This is a genomic window from Arthrobacter sp. UNC362MFTsu5.1 (assembly GCF_000685965.1).
Lineage (GTDB): Bacteria > Actinomycetota > Actinomycetes > Actinomycetales > Micrococcaceae > Arthrobacter.
Genome location: NZ_JMLE01000005.1, coordinates 61,592 through 84,560 on the forward strand (window position 1 = coordinate 61,592; position 22,969 = coordinate 84,560).

The 22,969-nt window shown below is 67.2% G+C and carries 18 protein-coding genes and 1 tRNA gene; 14 read left to right on the forward strand and 5 right to left on the reverse strand.

Going from position 1 to position 22,969, the window contains the following annotated elements; translation table 11 throughout:
* Nucleotides 1–1,665 carry an arginine--tRNA ligase gene (argS, locus tag BS38_RS0106735; RefSeq protein ID WP_028270107.1) on the reverse strand — a complete coding sequence of 555 codons (1,665 nt, stop codon included), beginning with the start codon at nt 1,663–1,665 and terminating at the stop codon, nt 1–3.
* 239 nt (nt 1,666–1,904) lie between these two features.
* On the opposite strand from argS, the gene BS38_RS0106740 reads away from it, so the two are divergent.
* The 6 genes from BS38_RS0106740 (at nt 1,905) to BS38_RS0106765 (ending at nt 6,492) form a co-directional block, all read left to right on the forward strand.
* Nucleotides 1,905–2,357 (forward strand): FMN-binding protein, encoded by a 453-nt coding sequence (locus BS38_RS0106740; RefSeq protein ID WP_028270108.1) that lies wholly within the window; start codon nt 1,905–1,907, stop codon nt 2,355–2,357.
* Between the two features lie 57 nt (nt 2,358–2,414).
* Complete coding sequence (locus tag BS38_RS0106745) at nt 2,415–3,287, forward strand: FAD:protein FMN transferase (RefSeq protein ID WP_028270109.1); 873 nt, start codon at nt 2,415–2,417, stop codon at nt 3,285–3,287.
* A 5-nt stretch (nt 3,288–3,292) separates the two neighbouring features.
* Complete coding sequence (locus tag BS38_RS0106750) at nt 3,293–4,804, forward strand: FAD-dependent oxidoreductase (protein WP_156037080.1); 1,512 nt, start codon at nt 3,293–3,295, stop codon at nt 4,802–4,804.
* A gap of 87 nt (nt 4,805–4,891) precedes the next feature.
* Nucleotides 4,892–4,964: transfer RNA gene (locus tag BS38_RS0106755), tRNA-Arg, on the forward strand.
* A 115-nt stretch (nt 4,965–5,079) separates the two neighbouring features.
* Nucleotides 5,080–6,123 carry a M4 family metallopeptidase gene (locus BS38_RS0106760; protein WP_028270111.1) on the forward strand — a complete coding sequence of 348 codons (1,044 nt, stop codon included), beginning with the start codon at nt 5,080–5,082 and terminating at the stop codon, nt 6,121–6,123.
* Nucleotides 6,124–6,186: 63 nt separating this feature from the next.
* Nucleotides 6,187–6,492 carry a protealysin inhibitor emfourin gene (locus tag BS38_RS0106765; RefSeq protein ID WP_028270112.1) on the forward strand — a complete coding sequence of 102 codons (306 nt, stop codon included), beginning with the start codon at nt 6,187–6,189 and terminating at the stop codon, nt 6,490–6,492.
* Here BS38_RS0106765 and BS38_RS0106770 read toward each other — a convergent pair.
* Nucleotides 6,489–7,457: a GlxA family transcriptional regulator gene (locus BS38_RS0106770; RefSeq protein ID WP_028270113.1), complete on the reverse strand. Its 969-nt coding sequence runs from the start codon at nt 7,455–7,457 to the stop codon at nt 6,489–6,491. The two genes, BS38_RS0106765 and BS38_RS0106770, sit on opposite strands and share 4 nt — an antisense overlap.
* Before the next feature lie 81 nt (nt 7,458–7,538).
* On the opposite strand from BS38_RS0106770, the gene BS38_RS27365 reads away from it, so the two are divergent.
* Nucleotides 7,539–7,706, forward strand: coding sequence for a hypothetical protein (locus BS38_RS27365; protein ID WP_197024910.1), 168 nt, complete (start codon nt 7,539–7,541; stop codon nt 7,704–7,706).
* Between the two features lie 61 nt (nt 7,707–7,767).
* Here BS38_RS27365 and catC read toward each other — a convergent pair whose 3' ends face one another.
* From catC to BS38_RS0106790, 3 genes are all read right to left on the reverse strand, one after another.
* A complete protein-coding gene (gene catC / locus BS38_RS0106780) occupies nt 7,768–8,052 on the reverse strand; it encodes a muconolactone Delta-isomerase (RefSeq protein WP_028270114.1) in 285 nt (94 codons plus the stop codon).
* Nucleotides 8,053–8,143: 91 nt separating this feature from the next.
* Nucleotides 8,144–9,007, reverse strand: coding sequence for a catechol 1,2-dioxygenase (gene catA / locus BS38_RS0106785; RefSeq protein ID WP_028270115.1), 864 nt, complete (start codon nt 9,005–9,007; stop codon nt 8,144–8,146).
* Between the two features lie 72 nt (nt 9,008–9,079).
* Complete coding sequence (locus BS38_RS0106790; RefSeq protein WP_028270116.1) at nt 9,080–10,189, reverse strand: mandelate racemase/muconate lactonizing enzyme family protein; 1,110 nt, start codon at nt 10,187–10,189, stop codon at nt 9,080–9,082.
* Nucleotides 10,190–10,452: 263 nt separating this feature from the next.
* On the opposite strand from BS38_RS0106790, the gene benA reads away from it, so the two are divergent.
* From benA to hrpA, 7 genes are all read left to right on the forward strand, one after another.
* Nucleotides 10,453–11,829: a benzoate 1,2-dioxygenase large subunit gene (gene benA, locus BS38_RS0106795; protein WP_028270117.1), complete on the forward strand. Its 1,377-nt coding sequence runs from the start codon at nt 10,453–10,455 to the stop codon at nt 11,827–11,829.
* A gap of 26 nt (nt 11,830–11,855) precedes the next feature.
* Nucleotides 11,856–12,398, forward strand: coding sequence for a benzoate 1,2-dioxygenase small subunit (benB, locus tag BS38_RS0106805; RefSeq protein ID WP_051628768.1), 543 nt, complete (start codon nt 11,856–11,858; stop codon nt 12,396–12,398).
* A gap of 23 nt (nt 12,399–12,421) precedes the next feature.
* A complete protein-coding gene (benC, locus tag BS38_RS24565; protein WP_043437947.1) occupies nt 12,422–13,474 on the forward strand; it encodes a benzoate 1,2-dioxygenase electron transfer component BenC in 1,053 nt (350 codons plus the stop codon).
* Complete coding sequence (locus BS38_RS0106815; protein WP_197024911.1) at nt 13,471–14,292, forward strand: 1,6-dihydroxycyclohexa-2,4-diene-1-carboxylate dehydrogenase; 822 nt, start codon at nt 13,471–13,473, stop codon at nt 14,290–14,292. Before benC ends, BS38_RS0106815 begins: the two co-directional genes overlap by 4 nt.
* Nucleotides 14,293–14,372: 80 nt before the next feature.
* Nucleotides 14,373–15,905, forward strand: a complete 1,533-nt coding sequence (locus tag BS38_RS24570) for an MFS transporter (RefSeq protein ID WP_081818838.1) — start codon at nt 14,373–14,375, stop codon at nt 15,903–15,905.
* A gap of 24 nt (nt 15,906–15,929) precedes the next feature.
* Nucleotides 15,930–18,836, forward strand: coding sequence for a helix-turn-helix transcriptional regulator (locus tag BS38_RS0106825; protein WP_028270119.1), 2,907 nt, complete (start codon nt 15,930–15,932; stop codon nt 18,834–18,836).
* A 66-nt stretch (nt 18,837–18,902) separates the two neighbouring features.
* Nucleotides 18,903–22,916 (forward strand): ATP-dependent RNA helicase HrpA, encoded by a 4,014-nt coding sequence (gene hrpA / locus BS38_RS0106830; RefSeq protein WP_028270120.1) that lies wholly within the window; start codon nt 18,903–18,905, stop codon nt 22,914–22,916.
* Nucleotides 22,917–22,969 lie beyond the last annotated feature (53 nt).

Consider the following 22,969-nt stretch of genomic DNA (forward strand, 5'->3'; position numbering starts at 1 on the left):
TCACATCCGTTCCGGCGCCGAAACGCCAAGCAGTTCCAGTCCGTTGGCCAGCACCTGGCTGGTGGCGTCGTTGAGCCACAGCCGGGTGCGGTTGACGTCGGTGATGGGCTCGTCGCCCTGCGGCGCCATGCGGCAGGCGTCATACCAGCGGTGGTAGGCGCCGGCGATGAGCTCCAGGTGGCGGGCCACGCGGTGCGGTTCGCGCAGTTCGGCGGCCTTGGCCACGATGGACGGGTAGCTGCCCAGGTAGGACAGCAGTTCGTTCTCCGTGGGGTGGTCCAGCAAGGACGCGTCGAACACGTCCTTCCCGTCAACGGTGCGGTCGACGCCGGCCGCCACGGCGTTGCGGGCGGCGCCGCGGGAGCGGGCATGCGCGTACTGGACGTAGAACACCGGGTTCTCGTTGCTGTGCTTCTTCAGGAGATCGGGGTCCAGGGTGAGCGGGGAGTCTGCGGGGAAACGCGCCAGCGAATAACGGACGGCGTCCTTGCCCAGCCAGGAAATCAGGTCCTTGAGCTCGATGATGTTGCCCGCGCGCTTGGACAGCTTGGCGCCGTTCACAGACACGAGCTGGCCGATCAGCACCTCGATGTTGGCCTCGGGGTCGTCGCCTGCCGCTGCGGCGATGGCCTTGAGCCGGTGGATGTAGCCGTGGTGGTCCGCTCCCAGCAGGTAGATCTTCTGGTCGAAGCCGCGGTCCTTCTTGGAAAGGTAGTAGGCGGCGTCGGCGGCGAAGTAGGTCGGTTCGCCGTTCGCGCGGATCATCACGCGGTCCTTGTCGTCCCCGAAGTCCGTGGTGCGCAGCCAGACGGCGCCGCCGTCGTCGAACACGTGGCCCTGCTCGCGAAGGCGGGCAACGGCACTTTCGATGGCGCCGGCGTCGTGCAGTTCCTGCTCGGAAAAGTACACGTCGAAGGCGACGCCGAAGTCGGCGAGGGTGTCCTTGATGTCCTTCATCTGCGCTTTGTACGCCGCGCTGCGGATGACCGGCAGCGCCGCGACGTCGGTCAGTTCCCGGATGTCCGGGTGGTCTGCCAGGACATGGTGGCCGAGATCGGAAATGTACTGGCCGGGGTAGCCGCCCTCCGGCACACCGCGGCCATGCAGCCGGGACAGCACGGAATGGGCGAAGACGTTCATCTGCGACCCGGCGTCGTTGATGTAGTACTCGGCGGTGACTGTCGCGCCGGAGGCCCGGAGGACGCGGGCGATCGAGTCGCCCAGCGCGGCCCAGCGGGTGTGGCCGATGTGCAGCGGCCCGGTGGGGTTGGCGGAGACGAATTCCATGTTGACCACGTGGCCGGCGAGCGCCGAGTTGGTGCCGTACGCCGGGCCCGCTTCGACGATGGCCTTGGCCAGGGTGCCCGCAGCTGCGGCGTCCACCGTGATGTTCAGGAAGCCCGGACCGGCGATGTCCACGGCCGAAACGCCGTCAATGCCCTTGAGCCGCGTGCTGAGGATGGTGGCGAATTCCCGGGGATTAACACCGGCCTGCTTGGACAGCTGGAGGGCAATGTTGGTGGCCCAGTCGCCGTGGTCCCGGTTCTTGGGCCGCTCCACGCGCACCTCGTCCGGCACGGCTGATGCGGAAAGCGTAATTTCGCCGGCGGCGACGGCGTCTTTCAGGCAGGCGGATATGGCGAGGGAGAGTTCTTCGGGAGTCACGCATCTAGCCTACCGGTGGCCCGCAAAACCCGCGGAATCCCCGGCGGTGCCATGACGCCGTCTAGAAGGCGCACAGGAGTAAGAAGGCTCACAGAATTGAATCGGGTTCGTCACAGGCTGAACCATTACGCTGATTCCAACGTTGTCCATCCTGTAACTGCCCGACTGGATCCCGTCCCTGCGGTGCCGGTACCAGCCCGGCACGCATCTGCCCGCAACCCTACGAAACGAGCCCCCGCATGAGCTTCCCGGTACGTAAGAGCGTCTTCGTCGGCATCGCCGGCATGTCCCTGATCGGAACCGTGGCCGGTTGCGCGCCGTCCGCCCAGGCACCCGCAGCCCAATCCGCTCCCGCGTCCAGCGCCCCGGCAGCCGGCACCTCGTCGTCGGCCGCGTCCGGCTACAAGGACGGCACCTACAGCGCCGACGGAAACTACGTCTCCCCCAACGGCACCGAAACTGTGGGCGTTGAGCTGACGCTGTCCGGCGGCACAGTGTCCGGCGTGAACATCACCCAGCATCCTTCCAACCCCAACACCCGCAAGTTCCAGGGCGAGTTCGCCGGCGGTATCGCGGCGCAGATCGTGGGCAAGAACCTGGATGAGCTGAATGTTTCGAAAGTAGCCGGTTCATCCCTCACCAGCGGCGGCTTCAACCAGGCCGTCGAGAAGATCAAATCCGAGGCCCAGTAGGCCGCGCCCGTACCAACAGCGCAGCAGCCGCCCCATACCGCGTCAAGAGGAGACAACGTGCCGCACCCGGGCTGGGCAGCGTTCAGTTTCGACGGAATCGGAACCAGCTGGGAGATTTCAACGCCGGTCACCCTGGACGGCAGCCAGCGCCGCCGGCTGCTCGACGTGGTGGAGAAGTACGACGCCGCGTGGTCCCGTTTCAGGGCGGACTCGACCGTCGCGCAGGCGGCCAGGGAGCCCGGCCGCTTCCGGATGCCGGACGGTGCAGGCGCACTGGGCCGCCTGTACCGCAGCCTCTACCGCCTGACTGACGGCGCCATGACGCCGCTGATCGGCGGCAGCCTGGAGCAGCTCGGATACGGCCCGGACTATTCGCTCCGGTCCCGCGGGACACCCGTTCCCGCCCCGCGGTGGGACGACGTCCTGGACTGGGATGATGCCGTGCTGACCACAACGGCTCCCGTGGTGCTGGACGTCGGCGCTGCCGGCAAGGGGCAGCTGGCCGATCTGCTCGCAGCGGAGCTCCGGTCCCAGGGCGCCGGCGAACACTTCATCGATGCCAGCGGCGACCTCCTCAATTCCGGACCGGTACCGGTGACCGTGGCACTGGAGCATCCGTACGATCCCGGCCGGGCCATCGGCACCATCAGCCTGGGCGCGGGCGCCCTGTGCGCCTCGGCAGCGAACCGCCGGGCGTGGGGCGACGGGCTGCACCACGTGCTGGACGGCACCACCGGGTCGCCGGTCAGAACCGTGGTGGCCACCTGGGCGCTGGCCGAGGACGCCATGACGGCCGATGCCCTGGCCACAGCTTTGTTCTTCGTATCCGGGAAGGCGCTTCAGCAGGATTTTGGATTTTCCTGGCTTACGGTTTTCTCGGACGGAAGTGCCGCCTACTCAGCAGGTTTCGAAGGAGTGCTGTTCGAATGAGTTCGATGATCCAGCGGGTGGACACGTCCCTGAACCGCTTCACCATGTACCGCCTGGTGTTGTGGGTTCTTGCGGTCCTGGCCGCGTACAGCCTGCTGCTTAATGTCCTGGGCTGGCTCACGTTCGGCATCCCGGAGATGCTCACCCATCTGGCGCTCTGCCTGGGACTCACCTACGCCTCCAACCGCGGGCTCGCCGCCCTGTTCCATGTTCGGCCGCATTCGGAATCCTCGCTGATCACCGGCCTGCTCCTGTACTTCCTGTTCTGGCCCAGTTTCAAAATGCTGGATATTGCCGGCGTCGCGATCGCCTGCGTCCTGGCATCGGCCTCGAAATACGCCCTGGCCTGGCGCGGCAGGCACATCTTCAACCCGGCCGCCGCCGGGGCATTTGCGGCCGGGCTGACCGGCCTGAACATCGCCACCTGGTGGGCGGCCACCCCCGCCATGCTTTTCCTCATCGTCCCGGGCATCCTGCTGGTCCTCTACCGCACCCGGAAAATGCTCATGGGCGCCGTGTTCACGGCGGTTTCCGTATCCATCGTGGCCAGTGAGCTGCTCCGGGCCGGCATGTCCGCCGGCCAGGCCCTGTGGCAGCCCCTGGCGCAGCGCCCCGTGCTGTTCTTCGTGGGCTTTATGCTGACCGAACCGCTGACCCTGCCGCCCCGGCGCTGGCAGCAGCTGGCGCTCGCCGCCGTCGTCGGCGTGGTCTTTGCCGTCCCCTACAACCTGGGCTTCGTGGCCAACTCTCCGGAGCTGGCCCTGCTGGCGGGGAACCTGATTGCCTTCCTGGCCGGACAGCGCGGCGGCATCCGCCTGAACTTCCAGGAATCGCGGCCCCTCACGCCGACGACCACGGAATTCAGCTTCCGGCCCGAACGCGCGGTCAGGTTCGCGCCGGGACAATACATGGAACTGCACCTGCCGCATGCCAACTCCGACGGCAAGGGCTGGCGCCGGGTCTTCAGCCTGACCAGCGCCCCGGATGCCCGGGACGTGACCATCGGCGTGGGCACAGTCGAACCGGTGTCCGCCGCCAAGCGCGCCCTGCTCGCACTGCAGCCCGGGGACTCGGTGACTGCCACGGCGGTGGGCGGCGACTTCGTCCTGCCCCGCGGCCAGACCGGGCCGGTCCTGCTGGTTGCGGCCGGCATCGGCATCACGCCCTACCTGGCCCAGCTCTCCGCAGGCGCGGCTAAGAACCGTGACGTCGTCCTGCTGTACCTGGCCAAGTCGACGGCGGAACTCGCTTACGCTGACACCCTGGAGCAGTCCGGTGCACGGGTTATCGCCAGGCTCTCCGACGGCTCCGCACCGCCGCCGTTCATGGAGGACGCCGGCAAGGTTTCCCGCCCGCCGGCGCGGCTCGACGGCGCGGCGCTCAAGGAACTTGTTCCGGACATTGCCTCGCGCGACGTGTTCGTTTCCGGCTCGCCCGCCAGCGTGCGGTCACTGCGCTCCGCCGCCCGCAGCGCCGGTGCGCGGCGCATCCGTACGGACTCGTTCGCGGGCTACTGAGCGCCGATATGGACCCGATTTTCCTTTGGGGGCCACCTTCCTGCTAAGCTCTAGGACGTCCCGCCGGCAACGGCAGGAACCCTGACTGCCCTCGTAGCTCAGGGGATAGAGCGTCTGCCTCCGGAGCAGAAGGTCGTAGGTTCGAATCCTATCGAGGGCACAGACAAACCCCGCCAGCCCAGCTGGCGGGGTTTCCTGCTTAAAGCGTGTCCCGCCGCAATGTCGGCACCCCCTCGTAGGCTGTTTCCATCGCCGACGAGTAAAGGGGACATTTTATGTACTGCTCCATCATTCCGCCCTACATGCTGCGGCGCCTGGCGGCTCAGGACGAACCCCGCCTGAACAAGGTGGCCCGGGCGGCGAAGGAAGCACTGCTCCATGTCAGGACCATCCAGGCAACCCGGGCGCTTCCGCTGCCGGCGGTTCCGTCCGGAGTCCGGCAGCTCCAGCCCGGGCCGCCGAACCGCACGGTCTATGACGCCAAGACCTCCGAATCCCTGCCCGGGCAGCTGGTGCGCAAGGAGGGGGAACCCGCTACGGGAGACGCGTCGGCGGATGAGGCTTACGACGGCCTGGGCCACACCCACCGGCTCTACGCCGAGGCCTTCGGACGGAATTCGATTGACGCCCAGGGACTGCCGCTTGATGCCACCGTCCACTTCGGCAAGCTCTACGACAATGCCTTCTGGGACGGACACCAGATGGTGTTCGGCGACGGCGACGGCGAAATATTCCAGCGCTTCACCCGTTCCCTGAGCGTCATCGGCCACGAACTGGCGCACGGCGTCACGCAGCACTCCGCCGGTCTCGTCTACCGGAACCAGGCCGGTGCCATCAACGAGTCGCTCTCGGATGTGTTCGGCGCACTCGTGGAGCAGTATGTCGCGGAGCAGACGGCTGCGGAGGCCAGCTGGCTGATCGGCGAAGGCCTGTTCACGGACCAGGTGCAAGGCGCGGCCCTGCGGTCGCTGAAGGCTCCCGGCACCGCCTACGACGACGACGTGCTGGGCAAGGACCCCCAGCCGAACTCGATGGACTCCTATGTCCGTACGAGCGCGGACAACGGCGGGGTGCACATCAACTCCGGCATCCCCAACCGGGCGTTCTACCTCGTGGCCTCGGCTCTTGGCGGCAACGCCTGGGAGACCCCGGGCCGCATTTGGTATGACACGCTCACCGGCGGTTCCCTCCCGGCCAACGCCACGTTCACCAGGTTCGCCAAGGCCACCGCCGCGTCAGCGGCGGAACTGTTCGGTGCTGCTTCACCGGAACATGACGCCGTCCGGAAGGCGTGGGAAACTGTGAAGGTAAAGCTGTAACTGGAACGCCGCCGGAGGGGTCAGCCGGCGGCCAGGCAGTAACGGAAGCACAGGAACCAGGCCATGAAGATCACTGTCCAGCGCAGCGGCGGGATTGCTGCGCTCAAGCGGGTATGGAGCGTCCAGGCCACCACCCCCTCGGACAAGAGCCGCTGGGGGCCGCTCGTTGAGGCGTGCCCCTGGGATGCCGTTCCGCGCTCCGCTGAAGCCGGCGGCCAGCCGGACAGGTTCATGTACTCCATCAAGGCCGGCCAGCACCGCGCCACCCTTCCGGAGCAGGCCCTCACCGGCCCGTGGCGGGTCCTCGTCGACAATACCCGGGCCGCTGCCGAAGCCGCCCGGAACGGCACCCCGGACGCAGGGCGCTAAAGGGCAGGTTCGAGGTGTCCGCGGAACGCCCGCCGGTAGGATTGCGGGCTCGTGGCCAGCACTTTGCCGAAGTGGTGGCGGAGCAGCACGGAGTGTCCGAAGCCCGACTCACGGGCGATCTCGTCAATGTTGAGTTCGGTGGATTCCAGGAGTTCCTGCGCCCGCAGCACGCGCTGGGAGTTGAGCCAGGCTGCAGGGGTGGCACCCGTTTCGGACCGGAAGCGGCGCGCGAACGTCCGCGGCGACATGTGCACCCGCGCGGCAAGTTCGTTGACGGTGTGGTCCTGCTCCAGGTTCCGGACCATCCACTGCAGCAGTTCCTCCATGGGCTGTGAGCCGCAGGCAGGGATCGGACGGTCGATGAACTGGGCCTGCCCGCCGTCGCGATGGGGCGGGACCACCATGTCCCGGGCGATGCTGGCCGCCACGCCGGCACCGAGTTCCACCCTCACCAGGTGAAGGCAGGCATCGATGCCGGCCGCGGTGCCGGCGCTGGTAATGATGCGGCCGTCCTGGACGTACAGGACGTTCTCGTCCACCAGTGCCGCCGGGTAGCGGCTGGCCAGTTCCGGGGAATAGTGCCAGTGCGTGGTGCACCGCCGACCGTCGAGCAGGCCGGCACGCGCCAGGGCGAAGGCGCCGGAACAGATGGACAACACCCAGGCGCCGCGGGCATGGGCCGCGCGGAGTGCATCCAGCACTTCTTCCGGGACATCCTGGTCGTGGCCGTAGGGAGCCATGATCACCAGATCGGCATCGGCGGCCGCCTCCAGCCCCAGCTCGACGTGCATGGACAGCCCGGACTTGAGCCGGACATCGCCCGGCTCCGGCGTGCAGACGCGGAAATCGAACGCCGGCACACCGGTTCCCCGGGCCGACCTGTCGATGCCGAACACTTCGAATGCGGTCCCGAACTCGAAGATGGAGAAGTTGGGAACAACGATCACTGCCACTGATTTGAGCATGCTTCCATTGTGGCAGAAATTATAGCTTTTTGGGCATTTCTGCCACTGTTTTGTTGCCGGCAACCGGAGAAACATAGAGGCATGGAAACCATCGGAGTTGCACTCATCGTCCTGTTGCTCGTCATCCTGTCGGCGACCATCGCCGCACTCCTTAAGGACGGACGGGGCCACACGCCTCCCGAACGTTCAGAGCGCGACTGGTCTGCGCTTGACCTTCCGAGCATCAGCTACACCCTGCGGAACTACTGAGCAACCACGAAGGGACCCGGCCCAGGAATGAGCCGGGTCCCTCTTAGCGTCGATGCCTCCCTTAGCCGAGGGCTATGTCGGAGGGATGCACCGCCAACGGCGTGATATCCATCGTCATGTACGGGAAGAGCGGCAGCCCCCAAAGAATTTCATGCAGCCGCTCGTTACCGGAAACGTCGAAAATGCTGAAGTTGGCGTATTCACCCACGCAGCGCCAGATGCTCCGCCATTCGCCCTTGCGCTGCAGGTCCTGCGAATACTCTCTTTCGGCGGCGAGCAGTTCCGCCTTGGCCGGCCCGTCCATGTCCTGCGGAATGCTGACGTCCATACGCACTGCGAAAAGCACTGGATCTTCCCTTCCTGTTCACGGGCCCGTATTGGCGGACCCGTTGTGTTTGTCGGCCCGGCTGCCGCCTGGCAGCCGGGCTTCCTGCCGGTCAGGCGCGCTGGGCGTCCAACACGAAATCGTAGGTAACTTCATTGCCGGCGCCGCCGTCGCGTGCTGCCGGGCTCAGGACCAGTTCCGGCTTGACCGCCGAGGCGATGTCGTCGGACAGGTGCTGGTCCCCCTCGAAGTAGAGCTGTGCCGTGAGCAGCTGGTAGCCGGGGGCGGATACCTTCAGGTGAAGGTGCGCCGGGCGCCAGGCGTGCCAGCCGGCGGCGGCGATGAGCTTGCCGCAGGCGCCGTCGGTGGGGATCTGGTAGGGCGCGGGCTGGACGGTGTTCAGCGCAAAGTTGCCGCGGGCATCGGCCACCACGGTGCCGCGCAGGTTCCACTCGGGCAGGCCGGGAGCGTATTGGGAGTAGAAGCCGTTGTCGTCCGCGTGCCAGATTTCCACGTGGGCTCCGGGCAGGGGCGTGCCGTCGACGGCACGGACCTGGCCCTGGAACAGCAGCGGGGTGCCGCCCTCGTCCTCGCGCATCGGCAGCGTTGCCGGAGTGGCCAGCTGCGGTGAGCCGGGAACGTAGTAGGGCCCCTCGATGGTTCCCTTGTTGCCCTCACGGTCCTCCGTGGATACCTCTTCAACCACGTGCTCCACCCAGACGTCCAGGAACAGCGGCCATTCGCCGTCCTCGCCAACGCTGATCAGCCAGGACTTCAGGGCGTTGAACTCGTCATAGGTGACCTTGTGTTTGCGGATGGTCTCGTAAACGGCGCCCAGGACCTCGTTGGCCAGCAGGGACACCCGTTCCCGGGGAACGTCGAGTGCCGCCGTCTTGCCGCTGTCGCGGAAGCGCTCGGTGGCGAGGCTGCCGGATTCGGCAGCCTTGGCATCAAATTCGCTGAGTTCGGTTGTCATCATTGACTCACTTTCTTCATCCGGCGCCGGCTGCGGTGCGGGCGCCATGGTTGTGGGTTTGGGTTCTTGGGTTCAGCGGGGGTCGTCAAGGCGGTACTTCGCCAGCTTCTCCGGATCGATCTCGATCCCGATCCCGGGAGTCTGCCTGGCAAGGAGCCTGCCGTCCACGATTTCCAGCGGTACGGCCAGGAGGTCGTCACTCATGTCCAGGAAGTTGGACAACTCCCCCGCGCGCTGCGTTGTGGACTTATAGGCAGCCCCGAACGTGACGGTGCAGAGCGTGCCGAGCTGGCCGTCGATCTGGTTGCCCATGACCACCTCCACACCGAGGCCGTCGCACTGGAACAGCACCCGCTGCGAGTGCGAAAAGCCCGTACGTGCCGTCTTGATGCTGACAGCGTTGGCGGCGCCGGAGAGCAGCGCACGGGTAACTTCGCCCGGCGTCGTGGCGCTTTCGTCCGCCACGAACGGCACGGGGCAATGCTCCACCAGCCACTTGCGCCCCAGCACGTCATCGGCGGGACACAGCTCCTCGGCAAGCGTGAGGTCAAGGTCCGCCATGGCATTGAGTGCCCGGAGGGACTCCGACGGCGTCCAGCCCCGGTTGCCGTCGATGTACAGCTCGATGTCCCCGCCAAGGCCTTCCCGCAGGGCCCGGCAGACGTCGACGTCGAGCATGAAGGGCTTCCGGCCCACCTTGACCTTGAAGGTGGTGATCCCGTACGTCCCGCGCATGCGCTCCGCCTCGGCCACCATCTTGGCGGGCTCGGCGAAACCGAGCATGTGGCTGACCCGCATGCTGTCCGAAAAACCGCCCAGCAGGGCTGTCACGGGCTGGCCGAGGGTCTTACCCATCACATCCCAGAGCGCCATGTCCAGGGCTGACTTCGCGGTCGGGTTGCCCACCGTCCTGTCCATTACCGCGTGAATGGCTTCACGGTCCATGACGGACATGCCGACAATCGACGGCGCGAACAGAGTACGGATAGCCGCGACGATGGATTCCTGCGTCTCACCGTAGGTGAACGGGCGGGCCGGCGCCTCGGCCACACCCACGATTCCGTCGTCGCTGAAGACCCGGACCAGGACGTGCAGCGCGGTATGCACCTCGCCGCTGGCGAAGCGCAGGGGCTTCGTGTAGGGAATGGCGAACGGGATCGCCTCGATGGCAGTGATTTTCACGGGAGCCTTCCGGTCCGGGTGGTTGTTGCTTCAACAGCGTAGGGCCGAATTTGGCATCCAACAAATACTCAATTACGCCAATTTCAGACGCTGAAAGTCTGAATAGCCGCCTAGTCAAACCTAGGCAAATGCCTAGTGTGACGTGCACCACCCGCTGGCAGAGTGGGGTCCACTCACCTTTGACCGACCGATCATTCGACGGTCCGCCGGGCACTGCAGCCCGGCGATCCGGGCAACGCCGCCCGATACCGATAGGAGCCAACATGACAGAGACCCTGGCGGGCATCCAAGCCCACCTCGACCAGGCCCTTGTGGAGGATCACGAGAACGGCATCTTCCGCGCCAAGCGGAGCATCTTCACGGACGAAGACCTGTTCGAGCTCGAAATGAAGCACATCTTCGAAGGCAACTGGGTTTATCTGGCCCACGACAGCCAGATCCCCAACGTGGGCGACTACTTCACCACGTACATCGGCCGCCAGCCGATCATCATCTCCCGCGACAAGCAGGGCGAACTGAACGCCCTGATCAACGCGTGCAGCCACCGCGGCGCCATGCTGTGCCGGCGCAAGACAGACAACCGCACCACGTTTACCTGCCCCTTCCACGGGTGGACCTTCAACAACACCGGCAAGCTGCTCAAGGTGAAGGATCCCCGCGACGCCGGGTACCCGGAACAGTTCAACAAGGACGGCTCCCACGACCTGACCAAGGTGGCCCGGTTCGAAAGCTACCGCGGCTTCCTGTTCGGCAGCATCAACCCGGACGTGCTGCCCCTGGAAGCCCACCTCGGCGAATCCACCAAGATCATCGACATGATCGTGGACCAGTCCCCCGACGGCCTGGAAGTGCTGCGCGGCGCATCCACGTATACGTACGACGGCAACTGGAAACTGCAGGCCGAAAACGGCGCCGACGGCTACCACGTGTCCGCCACGCACTGGAACTACGCCGCCACCACCGCACGCCGCACCACCGGCGAGTCGGCCAACGAAACCAAGAACATGGATGCCGGCGGCTGGGCCAAACAGAAGGGCGGCTACTACTCCTTCGACCACGGCCACCTGCTGCTGTGGACCGAATGGCTGGACCCCAGCAACCGCCCGCTGTTCGACCGCCGCGACGAGCTCGTGGAGAAGTACGGCGAGGCCAAGGCCGACTGGATGATCAACATCTCCCGCAACCTCTGCCTGTACCCGAATGTGTACCTGATGGACCAGTTCGGCTCGCAGATCCGGCACTTCCGCCCCGTCTCCGTGGACAAGACCGAAGTGACTATCTACTGCATCGCGCCCAAGGGCGAAAGCGACGAAGCACGGGCCAGCCGCATCCGCCAGTACGAGGACTTCTTCAACGCCTCCGGCATGGCCACCCCGGATGACCTTGAGGAATTCCGCTCCTGCCAGAAAACCTACCTGGCCACCGCAGCGCCCTGGAACGACCTCAGCCGCGGCGTCACCCACCAGATCCAGGGCCCGGACGCCAACGCAGAGGTCATCGGCCTCAAGCCCATCTCCAGCGGTGCCCGGACTGAAGATGAAGGGCTCTATCCGATCCAGCACGGCTACTGGGTGGAGACCATGCGCAAGGCGGCAACCGCCGATGCCGCCGAAGCAGCAGACGCTGCAACCCGGAACTAGACCGGAACGAGACCGAGGAGAACCCCATGACCCAGACCACCGACGTCGCAAACCCGGACGCTTCCGAGGCTGCAGGCGGCCTCGCCACGCTGGAGGAAATCCGCGCGTTCCTGTACCGCGAAGCGCGGTTCCTGGACGACCGCGAGTTTGACCGCTGGCTTGATTGCTACCACCCCGAGGCAGAGTTCTGGATGCCCGCCTGGGCCGACGACGACGAGCTCACCAGCGACCCCCAGCGCGAAATTTCACTGATCTACTACGCCAACCGCGGCGGCCTTGAGGACCGCGTGTTCCGGATCAAGACGGACCGTTCCAGCGCAACCAGCCTCCCCGAACCGCGGACGGGCCACAACATCACGAACGTTGAGGTCATCGGCTGGCACGGCGAGCAAGTGGACATCCGGTTCAACTGGCACACGCTCTACTACCGGTACCAGAACATCGATCCGTACTTCGGCACCTCGTTCTACACGATCGATTACTCCGGCACGCAGCCGGTGATCACGAAGAAGAAGGTCGTCCTCAAGAACGACTACATCCACCACATCGTGGACGTTTACCACATCTGATTTTTCGAACGAATCGAGCCCCCATGAGTTACCAGATTGCCCTCAGCTTCGAGGATGGCGTCACACGGTTTGTGACCGCGAACAAATACGAGACCGTTGCTGACGCCGCGTACAAGAACCGCATCAACATTCCGTTCGACTGCCGCGACGGCGCCTGCGGCACCTGCAAGGCTTTCTGCGAATCCGGCAAGTACGACGGCGGCGATTACATTGAGGAGGCCCTCACCGACGACGAAGCGGAGAAGGGCTTCTGCCTCCCCTGCCAGATGGTCCCGGAGACGGACCTTGTGCTGCAGATCGCCGGCACGTCCGAGATGGCCAAAGCCGGCGCCACGGCGTTCGAGGGCACCGTCAGGGACCTGACCTGGTTCGCGGACAACACCGCCGCACTCACACTCAGCGTGGAGAACCGCGGCGACCTGAAGTTCCTCCCCGGACAGTACATGAACTTCGCCGTGCCCGGCACAGAGGCAGCCCGCTCTTACTCATTCAGCAGCGGCCCCTCCGCCGAGGAACTCCGCTTCCTCATCCGCACGGCTCCTGACGGCGCCATGACCACCTACCTCAAGGAGCGCGCCGCGGTCGGGGACACCATCCCGCTCACCGGGCCCATGGGCAGCTTCTTCCTGCGCGACATCAAACGGCCGGTGCTCATGCTGGCCGGCGGCACCGGAATCGCACCCCTGCTGTCCATGCTGGAAAAGATCGCCACCGGCCTCGAAGAAGCCCCGGCTTATCCCGTACACCTCGTCTACGGCGTCACCTTCGACAAGGACCTCGTGGAGCTGGACAAGCTCCAGCAGTACGCCGGCGCCATCGAGAACTTCAGTTTCGACTTCTGCGTGGCCGATCCGGCGAGCGCCGCCGTCAACAAGGGGTACGTGACCCAGTACATCACCGCCGCCCAACTGAACGACGGCGACGTGGACGTCTACCTCTGCGGTCCGCCCGCCATGGTGGACGCCGTCCGCAAGTACTGGGACGTCCAGGGGATCACACCCGCCAACTTCTACTACGAGCGCTTTGCCGTCGGCAGCACCGCGGCAGCCCCCGCACTCACGGGAGCCGTCGCTTGAACCCGGCAAACCCCGCAGGCGGCAGGCCCCGGGCCATCAGCCCGGGCCGGTTCGCCGGAAAGGTTGTGGTGGTGACCGGGGCTGCCCAGGGCATCGGGCGGGCCGTCGCAGCACGCGTCGCGGCCGAGGGAGCAGACACCGTGCTGGTGGACCGCGCCGACCTCGTCCATGACGCCGCCGGGCAGATCGCGGCGGATGGCGGCTCCGCGTCCGCCGTCACTGCGGACCTGGAAAGCTACGCCGGGGCCGGCGCCGCCATCGACGCTGCGCTGGCCCGCCACGGACGGATCGACGTCCTGATCAACAACGTGGGCGGCACCATCTGGGCCAAGCCGTACGAACATTACGAGCCGGAGCAGATCAGCCTGGAAATCCAGCGCTCGCTGTTCCCCACATTGTGGACATGCCGGGCCGTTATGCCGCACATGATCAGCCAGCAGGGCGGCGTGATTGTGAACGTAGCCTCCGTGGCCACACGCGGCGTCAACCGCGTGCCGTATGCCGCGGCCAAGGGCGGCGTGAAAGCCATCACGGCCGCGCTGGCCCTTGAGGCCGCCCCGCACGGAATCCGCGTGGTGGCCACTGCTCCGGGCGGCACTGAAGCGCCGCCGCGCAAGGTGGCCCGCGGACCCCGGCCCGAGAGCGAGACGGAAAAGGCCTGGTACCGGCAGATCGTGGAGCAGACCATCGACTCCTCGCTCATGAAGCGTTACGGCACCCTTGACGAACAGGCCGGCCCCATCGTGTTCCTGGCCTCGGACGAAGCCTCGTACATCACCGGCAGTGTCCTGGCCGTCGCCGGAGGCGACCTGGGCTGACTCGGCCCAACGTTTTTTGCAGCACCCCCGGCTAAAACCCGCCCGGCCGCAATGACGCGGCCCAAGCACTGGAGCCCACTATGAACGCTCTATCCGCATCCACTGATGCAACCCGCAAGAAAACCGTCCGCTGGGTGATAGCCGTTGCTGCGGCTGCCCTGCTGTTCGACGGCTACGACCTCGTGGTCTACGGAACCGTGGTCTCGTCGCTTCTCAGGGACCCGTCCCAGCTCGGCGCGCTGGACGCCGCCCAGGCAGGTGCGCTCGGCAGTTATGCGCTGATGGGCGTCATGGTGGGAGCCCTCACCGCCGGCGCGGTGGGCGATTTCCTGGGCCGCCGCAAAATGATGCTCATCAACATCGTCTGGTTCTCCCTTGGGATGGCCTTCACCGCCATGGCTGCCAGCGTCCCGGCCTTCGGCATCCTCCGGTTCCTCACCGGGATCGGCGTCGGTGCCCTCGTCGCGACGGCGGGCGCCGTCGTCGCCGAATTTGCCCCCGCCGGCAAGCGCAACTTCTACAACGCGATCGTCTACTCGGGGGTGCCTGCAGGCGGCCTGCTGGCGTCGCTCCTCGCCATCATGCTGGGCGGAGTCACCGACTGGCGGGGCCTGTTCATGATCGGCGCCCTCCCCCTGGTCATCCTGTTCCCGCTGGCGTACTTCAAACTGCCGGAATCGCCCAGGTGGCTCCTGGCCCGGGGACGCACGGAGGACGCCATCCGGTTGTCCGTGAAGACCGGCATCCCGCTGGAAGACCCGGCGACAGGCGGCCCGGCCGCAGGGTCGGCCCCAGGCATGGCAACAGGCAAGGCAACGGGCAACGCAACAGGCCAGGCAACCGGCAAGGCAGCGGGCGCCGGCACCGTGGCGCCGCCCCCGGCGGTCGGCAGGGGCGGCCGCCAGCTGGCCGGATTCGCTGCCCTGGCCAGCGGGAACTACCGCACGCCCACCATTCTGCTCGGTCTCATGAGCTTTTGCGGGCTGCTCCTGACCTACGGCCTGAACACCTGGCTCCCGGAGATCATGGGACAGCACGGCTACGGAAAAACGTACTCGCTCACCTTCCTCCTGGCCCTGAATGCCGGCGCGGTCATCGGCGGGCTCGTCGCCTCCCGGTCGGCCGACCGGTTCGGACCCCGCGCCATTGTCGCCACCACGTTCGTCATCGCCGCCGGCGCCCTGGTCCTGCTGACCTTCGACTTCCCGTTGCCGGTCCTGCTGGTTGCCGTAGCCTTCGCCGGCGTGGGGAGCCTGGGCACCCAGGTGCTCGTATACGGATTCGTCTCCAACTACTACCCCACTCCGGCGCGGGGTGCCGGCGTCGCCTGGTGCGCAGGATTCGGCCGGCTCGGCGGCATCTTCGGCCCCCTCGTCGGCGGCTTCCTGATCAGCGCCCAAGCACCCAGCAACGTGGCATTCATCGTTTTTGCCGCGGTGGCACTGGCCGGCGGCGTGGTCACCGTCTTCGTCCGCCGGCACCGAAGCTCCGGTGTCGACGGCGGAAGCGGCCGCGCCGATGTTCAACAGGTGCCTGTTCCCCAGGATTCCGCTCCCCGGGAATCCGTTCCCCAGGAATCCGTTCCCCAGGGTTCGGGGCACTGGGGAGCGTGACCGGGTCCGATACCCTTAGGAACCATGCCTGACAACGACGCCGGACAGTTCCCGAGCGGGCGGACACGGCAGGGCCGGCAATTGCTGGACCTGCTCGAGTCCGCCCGCTGCGGCGCGCCCGCCCAGGCTGTGATTACCGGCGCCGCAGGCATGGGCAAGACCGCCCTGGCCCGCGCCTTCCTCGGGCATCCGGACGCCGCCCGGGAGGGCACCGTTGTGCTCAATGCCGCCGGGGCGCTCTGGGAAACGCACCGGGACTTCGGGGTGGTCGAGCACCTGCTCGCACCGTGCCCAGGCACAGATACGGGCACATACACCGGCCCGGACACGGGCACGGGCACCGGCCCGGGGCCAGACGCAGGCGCCGGCACCGCTGAACCTTCCGCCCGCCCCGCCGATGGCGTACGGCGCCATGGCGACATGCTCCTCGCCGCCTTCAACCGGATGGCCGCCAACGGCCGAATGCTGATCGTGTGGGTGGACGACCTCCATCTGGCGGACGTTCCCTCCCAACAGGCACTCCTGTACGCACTCCGCAGGGTAGGTCCGCTGCCGCTGTTGACCATCGTGTGCCTCGACCCGGATGCCGGGCCCACCCAAAGCGCCGAAATCACAGGAAACACAGGGAACACACGTAGCCGAGAGGAGTCAAAATACACAGAACTGCGGTCCGGGCTGACCGCCCTGACGGAGCTGCACCGGGCCACAGCCATCCACCTCCAGCCGCTGACCGCGGACGAGGTTGCGGCGATGTGGGACGGCTCCGCCGGAGCCGGCCTCCCGGCGTCGGCCGCCCGCATGCTGGTGGAACACACGGGCGGCAGCCCGGCGCTGATCCTCCCGTTGCTGGAACAGTTCCCGGTATCCGTCTGGTCCGGGAGCCCGGAGACGTTTCCGGCACCCGAGAAATGTGTCGCCTCGGTGGCGGCCACCCTGCGCCGCCTTCCGGCGGCGGCTGCTGCGCTGACGGAGGCGGCAGCCGTCCTGGGAATCCGGTCACGGCTCGCCCTGGCAGCGGAGCTGGCCGGAGTGACGGACGCCGTTGCCGCCCTCGACCCCGCTGACGCGGCCGGCCTCCTGCGGTTGAGCATGACCGGAGCCGAAACCTGGCTGGCCTTTCCACAGCCGGTACTCCGCGCGGCCGTGTACGGGCAGCTCGGCCCGGGCCGCCGTGCGGCCCTCCACACCGCCGCCGCCGGCATCCTGCCCGCACCGGTCCAGCAGCTGAAACACCGCGCCGCGGCAGCGCTGCTGCCCGATGCTTCCTTGGCAGCGGAACTCCGAACAACAGCCGAAGGCTTTGCGGCCTCCGGTGCCTGGCACCGGGCGGCTGACGCCTTCGCCCAGGCAGCACGGCTCAGTCCACTGCCTGCGGATCGCGAAGCACTGATGATCAGGGCAGTCGATGCCATGGTGGGCGCAGGCGAGCTCCCCCGGGCCGTCGCGGCGCTCGACGCCCTGGAGGCCTTCGCCCCCGGCCCAGGCAGCGATGCGGTCCGGGGCTACCTGGCCATCCTGCGCGGCCGTCCGGCGCAGGCGGAGGCCCTACTGCAGAAGGCCTGGACCGCCGTCGACCCCGCTTCCGGTGCCGGCACGGCCGGCAGCATCTGCCAGCGGCAGGTCCTGCACGCCCTGGCCCGCTTCCACGGGAAGGACCTGGTGATGTGGGCAGAGCGGGCACGCAGGCACTCTCCTCCGGCAAGCCCGCCTGCGGTGGAGGCGCAGGCCATCGAAGGACTCGGACTGGGCGCCATGGGCCGCTACGCCGAGGCCGACCAGAGTTACCGGGACGCGGACAGGTTCCCCGAGGCCGGTGCCCAGCGCCAGCGGACCGACATGGGCAAGGGCTGGCTGCACCTTGCCCGGGACCGGGTCGAAGAGGCCCGGGCCGAGCTGGCGGGGGCAGTGCCCACCGAATTCGCCCACGGATCACAGCGCATTTCGCTGTGGGCGCAGGGCTGGCTGGCCCGGGCGGATTTCGCCCTGGGCGCCTGGGATGACGCGCTGCAGACCGTCGACAATGCCGTTGGCCTGCAGGAGGAGTCCGGGATCGAACTCCTCCGGCCGCTGCTGCATTGGAGCGGAGCCCAGATCCATGCCTTGCGCGGCAACTGGGACGCCGCGGAGCACCATCTGGAACGCGGGGCCGCCGCCGCCGACAGCTACGCCACCATGCTGCTGCCGTCGTGCCTTGCACGGGCACAGGTCGCTGAAACAAAGGCCGATTACGACGGCGTCATCCGCGCGCTGCTGCCGGTGTTACGGATGCAGCGGGACGCGGGCATTGATGAGCCGGGTTTCTGGCCGTGGCAGGACCATTACGCCAATGCCCTGGTGATGGTGGGCCGGGTGGCCGAAGCCGATGCGTTCCTCGCTCCGCATGAAGAGCTGGCCGCCAGCCGCGGGCACCGCTCCACCCTGGCACGGCTGGCCTACGTCCGCGGGAGGATCCAGGCCGCCGCAGGAGACCTGGAGGCCGCCCGCAGCAGCTTCCAGGGCGGCCTCGCCCGGCTGGACGGATTGCCGATGCCGTACGCGCGTGCACGCGTCAAGTTCGCCTACGGCCAGGCATTCCGCCGGGCAGGCAAGCGCCGGGAAGCCGCAGCCGTCCTCGCCGAAGCCCGTGAGCTGTTCGCCGTTTTGGGAGCCCAGGCCTATGTGGACCGCTGCTCCCGTGAAATGCGGGCCAGCGGCGTGAGCTCCGGCGGGGCCGCCACAGTGCAGGGAACCGAGGACCTCACGGAACAGGAGAAGGCCGTGGCTGCCCTCGTGGCTTCCGGCCTGAGCAACAAGGAGGCCGCGGCGGAACTCTACGTCTCGGTCAAGACCGTGCAGTACCACCTGACCCGGATCTACGCCAAGCTGCGGATCACCTCGCGCTCGGGACTGGCTGCTGCCTACCCGGGCAGGCTGCCGGAGGCCGGCACGTAGCCGGCCGGGGACGTGCCGGCACTGAACACAGCGGGCGGCCCCGGCCGCAGTAGACTGTGTCCAGCCATGACTTTTCATATTTCCTACCCCGCCGAGCTGCCGGTCTCCGAGCGCCGCGAGGACCTGATGGCCGCCATCGCGGCCAACCAGGTGACGATCATTGCCGGCGAGACCGGCTCCGGCAAGACCACCCAGATTCCCAAGATGTGCCTGGAACTGGGCCTGGGTGACAACGGACTGATCGGCCACACCCAGCCGCGCCGGCTGGCCGCACGCACGGTGGCCGAGCGCATAGCCGAGGAACTCGGCGTCGAAATCGGCCAGGAAGTGGGCTTCCAGGTCCGCTTCACCGGCGAGGTCAGCCGCAACACCAAGGTCAAGCTCATGACCGACGGCATCCTGCTGGCCGAAATCCAGCGCGACAAGCTGCTGCGCAAGTACAACGCCATCATCATCGACGAAGCCCACGAGCGCAGCCTCAACATCGACTTCATCCTCGGGTACCTCAAGCGGATCCTGCCGCAGCGCCCCGACCTGAAGATCATCATCACCTCCGCCACCATCGATCCGGAACGGTTCGCCAAGCACTTCGGCACCGAGGAGGATCCCTCCCCCATCATCGAGGTGTCCGGACGGACGTTCCCTGTGGAAATCCGGTACCGGCCGCTGTCCCAGCCGGCGGGCGGCGCCGGATCCGGCGATGACGACGAAGCAGTAGCTGCCTCCGACGACGAACTCGAGGAGGACCGCGACCCGCTCGACGCCGTCTGCGACGCCGTCGACGAACTGGCCCTCGAAGCCCCGGGCGACATCCTGATCTTCTTCTCCGGCGAGCGCGAAATCCGCGACGCCGCCGAAGCCCTCAACGCCCGCATCCAGTCCAACCGGAGGCTGGCCGGCACCGAGGTGCTGCCGCTCTTCGCCCGGCTGAGCCTGCAGGAGCAGCACAAGGTCTTCCATCCCGGCAGCAAACGGCGGATCGTGCTGGCCACCAACGTCGCCGAAACGTCGCTCACGGTGCCCGGCATCAAATACGTCGTGGACACCGGAACCGCGCGCATCTCCCGGTACTCGCACCGGACCAAGGTGCAGCGGCTGCCCATCGAACGAGTGTCCCAGGCCTCGGCCAACCAGCGATCCGGGCGCTGCGGCCGTGTGTCCGACGGCATCGCCATCCGGCTGTATTCGGAAGAGGACTACGAATCCCGGCCGCAGTTCACGGATCCCGAAATTCTCCGCACCAACCTCGCGGCCGTCATCCTGCAGATGACCGCCATGGGTGTGGCCCGCGGGCCGAAGGACGTGGAGAACTTCCCGTTTGTGGAGCCGCCGGATTCGCGCGCCATCAACGACGGCGTCACGCTCCTGCGCGAGCTGGGCGCCCTCAGCGCCGCGCGTCCGCAGGAGGAGACCGGCGACGGCGGCGGACGCCCGGGCGGGCGATCGGCCGGCGGCAGGAACGGCGGCGGGCTGACCGCCGTCGGGCAGCAGCTTGCCCAGCTTCCCGTGGACCCGCGGCTCGGCCGGATGATCGTCGAGTCCGGCAAGCGGGGCTGCGTCCGCGAGGTCATGATCCTGGCCGCGGCGCTCACCATCCAGGACCCGCGCGAGCGTCCAACCGACAAGCAGCAGCTCGCCGCGGAGAAGCACGCGCGCTTCCGGGACGAAAACTCGGACTTCACCGGCTTCCTCAACCTCTGGAACTACCTCCAGGAGAAGCAGCAGGAGCTGTCCTCCACGGCCTTCCGGCGGCTCTGCCGCGCCGAGTTCATCAACTACCTGCGGGTGCGCGAGTGGCAGGACCTCTTCGCCCAGCTCCGCCAGCTCGCCCGCCCGCTGGGCATCAGCCTGGACAACAAGCGCCTGGCCGATCCCGTAGGCAACCACGAGGGCATCCACATCAGCCTCCTCTCGGGCTTGCTCAGCCACATCGGCATCCTCGACGAGCGCAAGCGCGAGTACGCCGGCGCCCGCGGCAGCCGCTTCGCGGTCTTCCCGGGCTCGGCGCTGTTCAAGAAGTCCCCCACGTTCGTGATGGCGGCAGAACTGGTGGAAACGAGCCGGCTGTGGGCCAGGGTTGCGGCGAAGTTCGATCCGCTCTGGGCCGAGCAGGTGGCCCCGGACCTGGTCAAGCGCAGCTACAGCGAGCCGCACTGGTCCAAGAAGATGGGCTCGGTGATGGCCCACGAGAAGGTCACCCTTTACGGGGTGCCCATCATCCCCAGCCGGCGCATCAACTACGGCAGGGTGGACCCGGAGCTCTGCCGCGAGCTGTTCATCCGCCATGCCCTGGTTGAGGGCGACTGGCAGACCCACCACAAGTTCTTCCACCGCAACCGGGCACTGCTCCATGAAGTCGAGGAGCTCGAGGCCCGGATGCGGCGCCGGGACATCCTGGTGGACGACGAGACGCTGTTCGAGTTCTACGACGCCCGGATCGGCAAGGACGTTGTCTCCGAGCGGCACTTCGACAAGTGGTGGAAGGATGCACGGCAGCAGGACGCCGGCCTGCTCGACTTCGAGAAGTCCCTGCTGATTAGCGAGGACGCCGCGGCCCTTGACGATTCGGCTTACCCGAAGACTTTGCTGCACAAAGGCTTCGAACTGCCCCTCAGCTACGAGTTCCACCCCGTCGCGCCCGGTTCCCCGCCCAACCCCTCCGACGGCGTCACGGCCGAGGTGCCGGTGCTCTTCCTGAACCAGCTGGACGACGCCGCCTTCCGCTGGCTCATTCCGGGCCAGCGGGTGGAGCTGGTCACTGCCCTGATCAAGTCGCTGCCGAAACAGGTCCGCAAGAACTTCGTTCCCGCCCCGGACGTCGCCCGGCAGGCCGTGGCCGCCCTGGAGGCCGGCTTCGATCCCGCCGCCGACGAGCTGGAGCCCTCGCTTGAGCTGGTCCTGCGGCGGATCCGCGGACAGGTCATCCCGCCGGGTTCATGGAACTGGGCCGCCGTGCCGTCCCACCTTCGCGTGAGCTTCCGCGTGGTCGATTCCAAGGGCAAGACGCTGGATGAGGGCAAGGACCTGGCAGAACTGCAGGAACGGCTTGCCCCGGCCACGCGGCGGGCGATCGCCGAGTCCCTGGGCGCCACTCCGGTGACGACGGCCCCCAAAGGCCCGAAGGGTGCGCAGCGGGGGCAGTCCGCGCAGGCCCCGAAGAACTCCGGAGGCTTCACGCCGTCCCCGGACGGTGCCGCAGCACCCGGCTTCGCAGAGAAGTCCGGGCTGACGGACTGGACGTTCGGAACCGTGCAGCGCCAGGTCCAGGGCATGGTGAAGGGACACACCGTTACCGGTTACCCGGCCTTGGTGGATGAGGGCGCGTCGGTTGCCCTCCGCCTGTTCCAGACCGCGTCCGAACAGGAGCTGGCCATGCGCGGCGGCGTCATCCGCCTGCTCGCGCTGAAGGTGCCCGCGCCGGACCGGTATGTCCTGGAGCACCTGAACAACACCGAGAAACTGACATTCAGCCAGAATCCGCACGGTTCGGTGTCGGCCCTGATCGCGGACTGCGCGCTGGCCGCGATCGACAAGCTCACGCCAGCCGAACTGCCGTGGGACGAGGCGTCCTTCAAGGCCCTGTACGAACAGGTCCGGGCCGAGCTCATCGACACAGTGTTCACTGTCACCGCAGTCGTCGAGCGCATCCTCGCCAGCACACGCCGGATCGAAAAGCAGCTCAAGGGGACCACCAGCCTGGCCCTGATCAGTGCGCTCAACGATGTTAAGAGCCAGCTCGAACAGCTCGTCTTCCCCGGCTTTGTGGCACGCACGGGCTACGCCCAGCTCAGTCAGCTGCCGCGCTATCTGGCCGCGATCGAGAAGCGGCTGGAGAAGCTGCCCGGCAATGTCCAGCGGGACGCCTTGCACATGGCCGCGGTGCAGGCCTTGGAAGACGACTACGACGACGCCGTGTCGGCGCTGCTGCCGGGCCGCCGGGCCGGGACGGAGTTAACGCAGGTGCGCTGGATGATCGAGGAGCTGAGGGTGAGCCTCTTCGCCGTCGAGCTCGGAACGGCCTATTCCGTCTCCGAGAAGCGGATCCGGGCGGTCCTGAATAAGGCACTGGCCCCGGCGTAGCCCCCGCCGGGGAACCACACCGGGACCGGCCCCGATCAAAACCGGAATGGCGC